Annotated in this window: 9 protein-coding genes; 6 read left to right on the top strand and 3 right to left on the bottom strand. The window is 28.2% G+C overall.

What is annotated here, in order from left to right; genetic code table 11:
* Positions 1–503 precede the first annotated feature (503 nt).
* The 3 genes from BINT_RS07080 to mltG all read left to right on the top strand — a co-directional run bounded on the left by BINT_RS07080 (position 504) and on the right by mltG (position 4,948).
* On the top strand, positions 504–2,579 hold the full coding sequence (locus BINT_RS07080; RefSeq protein WP_014487879.1) for a hypothetical protein: 2,076 nt from the start codon (positions 504–506) through the stop codon (positions 2,577–2,579).
* Between the two features lie 26 nt (positions 2,580–2,605).
* Positions 2,606–3,856, top strand: a complete 1,251-nt coding sequence (hisS, locus tag BINT_RS07075) for a histidine--tRNA ligase (RefSeq protein ID WP_014487878.1) — start codon at positions 2,606–2,608, stop codon at positions 3,854–3,856.
* A gap of 84 nt (positions 3,857–3,940) precedes the next feature.
* A complete protein-coding gene (gene mltG / locus BINT_RS07070) occupies positions 3,941–4,948 on the top strand; it encodes an endolytic transglycosylase MltG (protein WP_014487877.1) in 1,008 nt (335 codons plus the stop codon).
* A 79-nt stretch (positions 4,949–5,027) separates the two neighbouring features.
* On the opposite strand, the gene trpS is transcribed toward mltG, so the two are convergent.
* Together trpS and BINT_RS07060 are read right to left on the bottom strand one after the other, a co-directional pair.
* Positions 5,028–6,041 carry a tryptophan--tRNA ligase gene (trpS, locus tag BINT_RS07065; protein ID WP_041177324.1) on the bottom strand — a complete coding sequence of 338 codons (1,014 nt, stop codon included), beginning with the start codon at positions 6,039–6,041 and terminating at the stop codon, positions 5,028–5,030.
* A gap of 123 nt (positions 6,042–6,164) precedes the next feature.
* Positions 6,165–7,148 carry a PSP1 domain-containing protein gene (locus BINT_RS07060; protein WP_014487875.1) on the bottom strand — a complete coding sequence of 328 codons (984 nt, stop codon included), beginning with the start codon at positions 7,146–7,148 and terminating at the stop codon, positions 6,165–6,167.
* A gap of 194 nt (positions 7,149–7,342) precedes the next feature.
* On the opposite strand from BINT_RS07060, the gene BINT_RS07055 reads away from it, so the two are divergent.
* The 3 genes from BINT_RS07055 to mnmH all read left to right on the top strand — a co-directional run bounded on the left by BINT_RS07055 (position 7,343) and on the right by mnmH (position 9,853).
* On the top strand, positions 7,343–7,951 hold the full coding sequence (locus tag BINT_RS07055; RefSeq protein ID WP_014487874.1) for a hypothetical protein: 609 nt from the start codon (positions 7,343–7,345) through the stop codon (positions 7,949–7,951).
* A 139-nt stretch (positions 7,952–8,090) separates the two neighbouring features.
* Entirely contained in the window at positions 8,091–8,765 is a 675-nt protein-coding gene (trhA, locus tag BINT_RS07050; protein ID WP_014487873.1) for a PAQR family membrane homeostasis protein TrhA, read from the top strand.
* Between the two features lie 59 nt (positions 8,766–8,824).
* Positions 8,825–9,853, top strand: coding sequence for a tRNA 2-selenouridine(34) synthase MnmH (mnmH, locus tag BINT_RS07045; protein ID WP_014487872.1), 1,029 nt, complete (start codon positions 8,825–8,827; stop codon positions 9,851–9,853).
* 69 nt (positions 9,854–9,922) lie between these two features.
* Here the strand turns inward: mnmH and BINT_RS07040 are convergent, their stop codons facing one another.
* The gene (locus BINT_RS07040) at positions 9,923–12,049 is read right to left on the bottom strand and encodes a methyl-accepting chemotaxis protein (protein ID WP_041177323.1); all 2,127 of its coding nucleotides are present in this window, start codon (positions 12,047–12,049) and stop codon (positions 9,923–9,925) included.
* Positions 12,050–12,065: the final 16 nt, after the last annotated feature.

Here is a 12,065-nt window from a genome sequence, read left to right as displayed (position 1 = left end):
TATATACCGATAAATAATAGAGGAACGACGAATGTTAGTATTAATTGAAGAACAGGGGTCATAATAAAAAAACTCCGTAAATATAGTATATTAACATAATTCTATATTATGTTAATGTATATGTCAATAGTATTTAAATGTTTTAGTTTCTTATGATGGTAAAATTCGCTTAAAATTCCGATTTTTTCTATATTATCATAATATTTTCTTATGTAAACTATAAATTTTACTATTATATATAAAAAAATATTTAACATGTTATTATCCTATAAATCTAAACAATATATTGCAAATTATACTATAAAACATTAAAATATATAATATATTATTATAATACTAAAATCACAAGTTTATATTTTACTACACAAATTAATATTTAGTTTAATTATACACAAAAATATTTTATCATACTTGATATTATATTTTTTTATAGTAAAATAACTTAAGTTTTTTAACAGATGTCGATATTTTAAAGAATAGTTAAAAAATATTCGGAGATAACAATGAAAAAAGTTATTGCATTTATATTGCTACTATATTTCCCATTATTTTCTCAAAATAGCATAACATTTCCAGATTATATAGAAGATTTACAAACTAAATCTCCTAAAAAATCTATAGATTGGTTTAAGAAAAATTCATATTCCGATCAATATGGTGTAAATGAATATGTATTTGACTTTTACAGAGGTGTAAGCAGATATTTATCATTTGTGAAATTTGGAAGTGCTAGAACAGAAGTTAATAGGGCAGCTAGTGATTTTAGAAAGGCTTTGGAACTGCCTAACGACCCTGTATATTCTTACAATGATAGGGCTTTCCTATATTTAGGCGGAATACTTACAATACTACCCGGAGATAAAGAATTACCTGCTAGGATATTTAAATACTATGCTGATAATTGCAAAACTTCTAATCCTCACTATCCTACAGCAATATATTGGAGTATGTATTTAAGCTATATTACTCCTATGGTTTATGAAAGTTATTATGAAACTTTGAATATACTGTCAAAAAATCCTAATAATAAAATATATGATTATTTTTCAGGTGAGAATAAACCTATAAGTGAAATGATGAAAAAATTAAAATCTCCTCAAGACATGACTCAGAAGGTTTATGAATGGACTACTTCCAATATGGACGTTTATACATTAATAAAGAATTCTATTCCTATACTTCCAGAAGAAGAAGGACTTTCTGTATTTACAGCACAAAAATTTGATACTTTTGAAAGATATTCTCCTTCTAAAGATATTGATGAAATAGAGAAAGAAATAGAAGAAAATGAAGCGTCTGAAGAAGATTTAGTAAAAACAGAAATAGCACCAGAAGAAAAAGAAGAACTAGATGAACTTCAGGATATAGCTAAAAAAGAAAAAACTCCTGAAAATGCTTCCAATAGAAAAATACCTTCTATAGAAAAAGAAATAGTTGATGAAATAGTTATAGATGACCCTAAAACTATTGAATATAAAACAAATATACTAAGAGGTACAAAAGAACAAAAAGATGTTCCTGAACCTACAAATATAGAAACAGAAATTGAAGATAAACCTTTATATCCATTAACTATATTGATAGATAAAAGCCCTAATAATGGTCCTATAGGTGTTGATATAGAAGATTATTCATTCAATACAGAAGTTTCTACAAACTTTGTTATAGAGGTTTCTGAAGGAATGTATGAGGCTTATATATCTTTCGGAGATAAACTGTATACTAATGCAGTAAAAGTTGAAAAAGATAAATATAATCTATTCTCTATAATAATAAAAGATCATACTAGCACTGCTACAAATGATATAGATAGCCTAAAAGAAGAGATAAAAGAAGAATTAATTGATGTAGATGGAGAAGAAGAAAAAGAAGAAGTAGTAGAAGAAAAGAAAGAAGATGTTTCAGTAACAGTAGGAAAAGAAAATACACCTGTTAATAGATATGATGGAAATGCTGAAAATACTAGAAATATAATAAGAGAGGTATTATCAAGACCTGCAAAAGTAGCAACAGAATGGTTTAATACCAACCCTTATAATGAATATATGGGAATATCCGTAGAGGAATATACATATTACAGAGGAGTTGCCTACTATTCAAGATTCTTAAATGAAGGAAGAAGATCTGCAGAATTCGCTGCTCAGGCTAAATCAGATTTGACATTTGCTTACAATAAGAAAGATAATTCTAATCTTTTGATGAGAACAAGACTTTATTTAGGTGCTGTTAACTTATTCGCTTATAATGATTTATATGAAGCTGATAAGATGTTTGCAGAAGTTGGTTCTTCTTTATCTGAAGATCATAGATATTATCCTACTGTTCTTTATTGGAGAAGCAAAATAGGTGTTGCAGATGCTGCTAAATTGGAAGAGTTTTCAAAAATACTTTCATCTAAACCTAAAAATACACAAATATTAGATTATTCTTCTACAATGTTTAAAGATTTATCATCTATGCCTTCTTATGAAGAGAAAATAACAGGCATTAGAGCTGTTGGAAACTCAAAACCTATATATGAGCCTCCAAAAAATACATCTAAAGCTGGAAGCACTAAAACTCAGGAAGTTTTAAATTAAAAAATAAATAATTAGGACAAGTGAATATGTTAGATATAAAAAAACCTAGAGGTACAAACGATTTTTTCTATGATTCTTCTAAAAGACTCGAATATATAGAAAATAAAATAAAAAATATAGTAAAACTTTATGGCTATGGCAGAATAAGAACGCCTTTATTTGAGTATACAGACCTTTTCACTAGAGGAATAGGAGAGGGTACTGATATAGTAGGAAAAGAGATGTTTACCTTTGAAGATAGAGGTGGAAGATCGCTCACTTTAAGACCTGAAGGTACTGCTTCTGTGGCTCGTGCCTATGTTGAAAACTCTATGCAAAATGAGTTTGCTATAAACAAATTATTTTATTTAGGTACTATGTATAGGGCAGAACGTCCTCAAAAGGGAAGATACAGAGAATTTAATCAGTTCGGAGTTGAGTGTATAGGAAATTCTTCTCCTCTGATAGATGCTGAAATCATACTTCTAAATATAAATGTATTAAAAGAATTTGGCATTGATGATGTTAATCTTCTAATAAATACTGTAGGATGTTCTAAATGTAAGCCTTCTTATAATAATGCTTTAAAAGAGGCTATTGGAAGCAGAAAAGAAGAACTCTGTGAAACTTGTCAAAAAAGATATGAAGGCAATATATTAAGAATATTAGACTGCAAAAATGAAAAATGTAAAGAAACAATAAAAGATATACCAAAATTCTATGACTATGTATGCGATGAATGTAAGGAGCATTTTGATAAATTATGCGAAGAACTTACAAGAATAGGACAGAAATTCACTGTTGATCCTATGCTTGTTAGGGGATTAGATTATTATACAAAAACAGCTTTTGAAGTTCAGACAAATGCTTTAGGGGCTCAAAGTGCCATACTTGGAGGCGGAAGATATGATAATTTGATTGGTATTTTTAATAATGGAAAAGATGTTCCAGCTGTTGGAAGTGCTATGGGTATAGAAAGGCTTCTTCTTGTATTAGAAAATCAGAATAATATCATAACTGACAGACTTGATGCTTATATTGTGGCATTTAAAGAAACTGAAAATGAAGTTTTAAAAATCATGCAGGCTTTGAGAGCCAATAATATAAGCTGCGATTATGATTTTGCTGTAAAATCTATTAAAAGTCAATTCAAATCCGCTAATAAAAGAAATGCTAAATATGCTATTGTACTTGGAGAAGATGAATTCAAAAGAGGCATGTGCAAATTAAAAAATATGGACAGCGGCGAAGAAAAAGAAATATCTATAAATGATATACATAACAATATAGAAAAATAATTATGTCAAAAATTATTACATATTGTATTATCATTTGTTTTATCTAAAAACAATTACATAATAGAAATAGAAAATGAGAAAATTATGAAAAAATTATTCATTATATTAATTATACTTGTTGCTATAGTATCTGCTTCATCTGTGGCATTCATTCAGTATATGATTAGCCCTATTAGCAAAGATAGTGAAAAAGTATACTTTGAAATAAAACAGGGTGAAGGTGCTTCAACCATAGCTAATAAATTGGAATTGCAGGGACTTATTAGAAATTCTAAAGTATTCCTATTATTTGCTAAATATCTTAAATATGACAGAAAACTTTTAAGCGGCTATTATGAAGTTAGCAGAAATATGAACATGATAGAAATCATGAAGCATCTTAATAGCGGAAAACAAGCTATGGTAAGGCTTACTATACCTGAAGGAAAAAATATTTATGAGATAGGAACTTATTTAGAATCTCAAGGCTTTACTACTAAAAAAGAGTTTTTGGAAGTTTGCCATGATAAAGAAATATTAAAAAAATATAATATTCCTTCTGATAGCGTTGAGGGTTATATATTTCCTTCTACTTACTATATAGTTAAAGGAAATCCAACTAAAGTATTAGTTATGTATATGATAGACTCACTTTTTAAGCAATTTCCTGATTTAGAGGAAAGAGCCAAGAAAATGGGAAGAAATGTTCATGAAATACTAACTATGGCTTCAATAGTAGAAAAAGAGATGGGACCTCTTGATGACCCTAAATTAATATCATCTGCTTATTATAATCGTTTGAAAATAGATAAAAGATTAGAGGCTGATCCTACAACAATATATGCTATGACTTTGGTAAAAGGTGATTATATAGAAAAGCCAAATCTCAAATATGCTGATTTACGTATGGAACACCCTTATAATACATATAAAAATACAGGACTTCCTCCTGGACCTATATGTTCATCTGGTGCTAAAGCTATAGAAGCAGCATTAGATCCAGCAGATACCGATTATATATTCTTTGTAGCAGACGGAACAGGAAAACATGCATTCTCTGTTACTTATGAAGAACATGTGGAGAACATTAACAGATATATTTTCAAAAAATAATTAATTACAATTAGATAATACAAAAAATTAATAATTAACTTTATAAAAAAGGGGCTTGTATAAAGCCCCTTTTTTTTACTTATTTTCTTTTATTATCAACTAAACCCATTAAATTTCTTACTTCATACAATGTTTTTTCAGCTACTTCCGAAGCGTTTTTAGCTCCTTCTTTAAGTACATCATAAACATAATCTTTATCATTAGAATATTTATTGATATTTTCTCTTATAGGTGCCAATTCATTATTAATATTTTTAGCAAGCATTCTTTTACATTGTACGCAGCCTATAGAAGCATTTTTACAGCCCTCACAAACTTCCTTCTGCTCATCTTCACTTGAAAATATTTTATGATAGCTATAAACATTACATATATCAGGATTGCCTGGATCTGTTTTGAGTTTTCTGTTAGTATCAGTCATTGCTTTTTGCATTATTAATTTTTCTGTTTCTTCTGCAGTTAAAGACAATGCTATATGGTTGTTCAAAGACTTACTCATTTTATTTTGTCCGTCTAGTCCCAATATTCTCAATACTTTTCCATGATAAGTATCTGGTTCTTTAAAATATTCACCATATCTATTATTAAACTTTCTTACTATCATTCTTGTAAGCTCTACATGCTGTTCCTGATCTTCTCCAACAGGCACTATATCAGGGTGATAAAGTAAAATATCTGCGGCCATTAAAGAAGGGTAGGTTAAAAGGGCAGCATTAATATTCTCAACGTTCTTTCTAGATTTATCTTTATACTGAGTCATTCTTTCAAGCTCTGCCACAGGTATAATAGAATTAAATATCCAAGCTAATTCTGTATGTGCTCTTACATCTGACTGCACAAATATAGAACATTTATTAGGATCAAGACCGCATGCTAAATATTCAACAGCTGCATCCATTATTCTTTTTTGCATTTGAGAAACATCATATTCAACAGTTATAGCATGATAATCAACAATACAAAAAAATCCATAATAATCATTAAGTATATCAGCCCAATTCTTCAAAGCTCCAAGATAGTTCCCAATATGAAGAGAACCTGTCGGCTGTATTCCGCTTAACATAATTTTTTTTTGACATATTTTCAGCTCCATTTAATTTTTTTCATTATTGCTATGTTCACTAACTAATAACTAAAAGTTAACTAATAAATTAAGCTCATATTTTAGTTATATAATTATCTATTATTACTAATAAAATTCTAAATACTATAATATTTATTCTGCTTTAATATTAGCTATTAAAAAACCTTCCTCATTTGTTTTTAAATCGCTTACACTAATATATATAAGCCTTTTATCTTCTGTTTCTATTAATAATTTTTTATTTAAAGGGTTCAATTCTTTTATAACAGCCGGTACATTATTGAATACTAATTTAGTACCAACTTTAGGCAAATCTTTTTTAAGAGCACAATAAGCCTTATATTCATGTGCCAAACAACACATAAGCCTTCCGCATTGTCCGGATATTTTCATTGTATTCAAAAGCATACCCTGTTCTTTTGCCATTTTTATAGTTATAGTTTCAAATTTACCCTTTATCACTTTACAGCATAATTCTCTTCCGCATATTCCGCATCCGCCTATAGATCTAGCCTCATCTCTTACACCTATTTGTCTTAATTCTATTCTAGTTTTGAAATGTGCCGCTAAGTCTTTTACTAGTTCCCTAAAATCTATTCTCTCTTCAGCTATAAATTCAAATAAAAGTTTAGCTCTGTCCAAAAAATAATAAGAACTTATTAATTTCAAATCCAAATTATGATTATTTACCTTTTCTTTGCATATTTTAAAAGCTTCAGCTGCATCTTCCATATTAATTCTATACTGCTCTAAATCTTTCTCATCTGCTATTCTTAGAATATTAAATATTTTATTTTTATTATTCTTAACTTTTACACTATTATTTTCTTCTTCAGCAGCAATATCTTTTAATTCCTCTGATATTTCTTCTTCATTGATAGTTTCATTATCTTCATGTATTTCATCATTATTTTCTATGTTATCAGAATTTATATTATTCTCTTCTTCTAATAAATCTACATCTATATCTTCAAAATTTAGCACATGTCCTATCTCTACACCTTCATCTGTTTCTATAACACAGGCATCTTTTACCTTTATATTTTCTATATGTAAGTGTTCAAATTTACCTATATTAGATCCCCTGAACTTTATATGAGCTATATTTTTTATCATTATAAACTCTCCGCTTCATTGCTATAAATTATAATATTTAAAGTTACTATATTTTATTTTTAAGTTGATATTATTGCAAGTATTATTTTCAATAATAATATAAAAAATATCCATTATTAAATAATAAAATTAGTTGATAAAAATTTCATATAGTATATGATATAATATCTTAATAATATAATATGCAGTTTATTATGAAATTATTTTTATTGTTTCCATTATTTTTTTTTATGCTGTCATGTGTAACTGCACCGGAAATTTATTTAAATAATAATGTAATACATTGGAAAGAATATGTAGCCAATAAATCATCATCAGATATTTATCAAAATATTTATAGATTTGATAAAAATGCTGATATGGATTTTATTGTATATGGCTACAAATCTAAAATAAAATATAAATTATTCTTAATGAAAGAGTCAGATGAAGCATTTTATTATAAAAATACTACATTAAAAAGTTATATAATAGAAAGTCTTCCGTCACTTAATTTATATGAAGATGCTTTAAAAAACAATGATAATTCTAGGTTATATATTAATGATTATTTTAATAGAACATTTTCAGACAGAAGTATTTATTTACCTATAGGTTTAGCATTCAAAGATGGTGATTTATACATAGCAAAAACATATGGAAAAGATTATCAAGATAGATTATCACACTGGCTTAGAAAAAATGGTTATGGTACAGGTAAAGAATGGATACCAGCTATAAATGTTGATTGGAATTCATACCCTGTGCCTATTGAACATGAAATTGATTGGAATGATTTAGAAATCATAGGAAAGCTATTCTAATATACGTATTAAATGTATTGTAATTTTCATTATATAGTTATAATATGCTAGTAATAATATAATAATATAGTTATTTTTTCCATTCCTATTTTTAATTTATGCATTAAAATTATAAATATATAAATGTAGGAGGGTATAGATGGAAAAAAGTGCTTTTTATATTGATGTGCAAAATAGATATCATAAATCAAAAAAAATAGGGGAGCTATACTCTGCAATATCTCATGGTATAGGTGCTTTACTTGGCATTGCGGGACTTGTTCTTATGCTTGTAAAGACAAAAGTTAATCCTATACCTATAATTATTTATGGTACAGGAATAATATTTTTATACTCATTTAGTTCTCTATATCATTTCTTTCCTGATGGTAAAGTAAAACAGTTATTTAGAAAATTTGATCATATAGGAATATATGTATTTATAGCGGCAACTTATACTCCAGTTTGTATATTTTCACTTCCTAGAAATGTAGGCATATTAATATTATCTGTTATATGGTCTTGTGCTTTGATAGGAATATTGTCAAATACAGTGATAAAATACAAAAACATTGTTCTAAGGCTAGTTTTATATATATTAATGGGTTGGATAATTATATTTGCATTCAAACCTTTGATGAATAGATTTGATATAATGCATTTAAATTGGCTTATATGGGGCGGAATATTCTATACTATAGGGGCTTTTTTATATGCTTTGGGTAAAAAATGTAATGATAAAACTAAGCAATTTACCCATGATATTTTCCATATATTTGTATTAATGGGTTCTTTTGCTCATTATTGGTTTTTATATAGTTATGTTATAAATTAATGTCTTTACTTTTTTAATTTTTTCTATATTATATTTGCATAATAATATAAGAGGTTATTATGGTTAAAGTTATTGATATAGAAGAATTTTTGAAATTAGCAAATAATGATGAATTGCCTATAATAGATGTACGTTCACCAATAGAATATAATCATGCCCATATTCCAAATGCTCACAATGTATATTTATTCAATGATGAAGAGAGAAAAGATGTAGGTACTATATACAAGCAAATAGGAAGGAAAGAAGCTATATTAAAGGGATTGGAATATGTATCTGTTAGAATGACTGCTATATTAAAATCCATTGATGAAATAGCTAAGAAATATAATTCTACTAATAAAATACTTATGCATTGTTTTAGAGGCGGAATGCGTAGTGAATCCACTGCTTGGCTTTGTTCAAGTTATGGATACGATGTTTATATGCTTAAAGGTGGATATAAGAGATATAGAAACTATGTACTAGACTCATTTGAAAGGGATTATAAAATATATTTGCTTACGGGAAGAACTGGAAGCGGAAAAACATTGATATTAAATAAATTAAAATCTATAGGCTATAATGTAATAGATCTGGAGAAAATAGCAAAACATAAAGGTTCTGCTTTTGGCTGGATAAATGAAGGAGAACAGCCATCTCAGGAACAATTTGAAAATAATCTTTCTTATGAACTATTAAAATACGATATTAATTCCACACTTTGGTTTGAAGATGAAAGTTTACTTATAGGAAGAAGAGCAATACCTAAATCATTATTCAATAAAATGAGAGAAGCTCAAAAAATCATATATTTAGACATACCAAAAGAATGCAGAGCTGAATATATAGTTAATACTTATGGAAAATATAATATTGATGATTTAAAAGAATCTATTCTAAAAATAAAAAAACGTTTGGGCGGAGAAAGATTAAAAGAATCATTAGAATTGCTTGATAATGGAAATATATATGAATGCGTACTTAATATGCTTTATTATTATGATAAGGCATATAAACTTAGTATAAACGAAAATAAATTAGTATCAATAAAATGTGAAAATAATAATTTTGACAATATAGTAGAGTCTATTGTGAAGGCAATATAAAATTAACTGTTAAACTAAAAAGCGATAGAGAGTAACTCTATCGCTTTTTTATTTATTATTTAATAAAGATTAAAATGATTCAAAACCATCTGAAGTATCTTTAGAAGTATCAAATGTATTACCAAACTCATTATCTTTTACTGTTCTAGCTGGAGTTGGAGCAGGCATTTTTTCTTCATGATGTTTTTTAATAGGACTCTTTAACTCTGGCTTTTTAGTAACAGGTTTTTGAGGTTCAGATTTTGGAGCAGGCTTATTTTCTTGTACTGCTTTTGTATCTGTAGTAGGTGTAGCTTTTTTTCTTTCAACTTTAGATATATTCTTTTTATAGTTAGAGCCTCTTAATTTGAAGAATTCCATAGCAGATAACAATTCTTCAGCTTGAGAGAATAAAGCTTCAGAAGCAGCTGTAGCTTCTTCTACTAAAGCAGCATTTTGCTGAGTAGTCATATCCATTTGAGTAATAGCAATATTAACTTGATCAACACCTGCTTGCTGTTCCATAGCAGTAGAACTTAAATCCTGCATAATTTTTGCTGTTTCTTCTATTTGAACTCTTAAGTTTTGGAATATCTCTTTAGATTCTCTTGCAGTTTCTGTAGCAGCAGCTATTTTTTCTTCAGAATCAGCAACTAAAGTAGTAATATCTTTAACTGATGTTTGAGTTGTTTGAGCCAAGTTTCTAACTTCAGAAGCAACAACAGCAAAACCTCTTCCTTGTTCTCCAGCACGTGCAGCTTCAACTGCAGCATTAAGAGCAAGTATATTAGTTTGGAATGCTATATCTTCAATTATTTTAGTAATAGCACTAATTTTAGAACTTGATTCATATACTGCCTCAATATTTTGAGTACTTTCTTCTATGATTCTTCCAGCTTCCTCAATAGCTTTTTTAGAATTAATCATCATATTATTACCTTCTAAAGTATGTTCAGCAGATGATTTAATTGTAGAAGCAATCTCTTCCATAGAAGAAGCAGTTTCTTCAAGTCCTGAAGCCTGATTTTCTGTTCTATTTGATAAGTCTATATTACCTTGTGCTACTTCATTAGCAGATGCTTTTACTGTATAAGCACCATCATATACTATTCTTACTTTTTCATTTAACTGATCTAGAATATTTATTAAAGCAACAGCAATCTCACCGAATTCATCTTTTCTCTTTTCAAATCCAGGAGGAGTAGACCAACTAAGATCACCTTTAGACAAACTAGTTAAGTCTATAGCTAAAAGGTGTAATATAGTAGTTATTTTGTTTATATAGAATACTATTACCAAAGAAGCGATTACAAGTATTATAATAGTACCAATAATAGCATATCTTTTCATTGAAGTAATATGAGAGAATAATTCTGCCGATTCTATACTCATAACAACAGACCAACCAGATATAGGTTCTCTGTAAAAAGTAGCTATTGAGTCTTTATCATTAAAAGGAGATTTGAACTCATAATATCCTGATTCATTTTCTACAGCATATTTGATGTAATCTGCATTTCTTAAAACTTCACTTCTAACATGTGAAGGAATAGGGTCAGCAATTACCCATCTGTCTTTATCTACGATAAATGGGTGACCTGTATTACCAAATTTAACAAGAGTTAATTCTTTATCTATAAATCCTAACCAATCAATCATAGTTGATATTGCACCAACTATATTACCTGTACTATCTTTTATTGGTGAAAAAATCTTAACTACATATTTGTTATTGTCTGCAGGAGAAGGGTCAACAGTGTAATGCATTGATGATTGTCCTGTCATAATTTTTTGCCATAATTCTGTTCCGCTGAAATTTCTAGCAGTATTAACTACTTTACCATCTAAATTATCAGCTATCACATTTCCAGCACCATCAAGTATAACAATACCTTCAACATTATGGTTATTAGCCACAATATTTTTTAAGGTAGCTTCAACAGCAGCTTTTGATTCTGGTGTTCTAGTTGTAATATAAGTTATAAATTCAGGATAACCGCTACTTATAGCTTCAGACGTAAATATTGCCTGACCTAGCCATACATTAATCATTCTTGAATAAACTTTCGTAGTAGATTCAAAACCAAATATGGCTGAACTTCTTATTCCTTGAGAGCCTATATTAATTATTAATGTTACTAATATTATTGTCATAACAGTAACAAGCAGCATTACAAAGAACGGGATTTTAACCTTCAAGGATTGCAATTTTCTCACTTTCAAACTCCAACAA

Source organism: Brachyspira intermedia PWS/A (genome assembly GCF_000223215.1).
Classification (GTDB): domain Bacteria; phylum Spirochaetota; class Brachyspiria; order Brachyspirales; family Brachyspiraceae; genus Brachyspira; species Brachyspira intermedia.
Note: the sequence above shows the minus strand (reverse complement) of the source record. Positions and strands in the feature narration are given on the sequence as shown.

Coding starts and splice junctions, on each gene's coding strand:
- mltG (WP_014487877.1), top strand. CDS start 3,941: ATGAAAAAATTATTCATTATATTAATTATACTTGTTGCTATAGTATCT.
- trhA (WP_014487873.1), top strand. CDS start 8,091: ATGGAAAAAAGTGCTTTTTATATTGATGTGCAAAATAGATATCATAAA.
- BINT_RS07055 (WP_014487874.1), top strand. CDS start 7,343: ATGAAATTATTTTTATTGTTTCCATTATTTTTTTTTATGCTGTCATGT.
- hisS (WP_014487878.1), top strand. CDS start 2,606: ATGTTAGATATAAAAAAACCTAGAGGTACAAACGATTTTTTCTATGAT.
- BINT_RS07080 (WP_014487879.1), top strand. CDS start 504: ATGAAAAAAGTTATTGCATTTATATTGCTACTATATTTCCCATTATTT.
- mnmH (WP_014487872.1), top strand. CDS start 8,825: ATGGTTAAAGTTATTGATATAGAAGAATTTTTGAAATTAGCAAATAAT.
- trpS (WP_041177324.1), bottom strand. CDS start 6,041: ATGGAGCTGAAAATATGTCAAAAAAAAATTATGTTAAGCGGAATACAG.
- BINT_RS07060 (WP_014487875.1), bottom strand. CDS start 7,148: ATGATAAAAAATATAGCTCATATAAAGTTCAGGGGATCTAATATAGGT.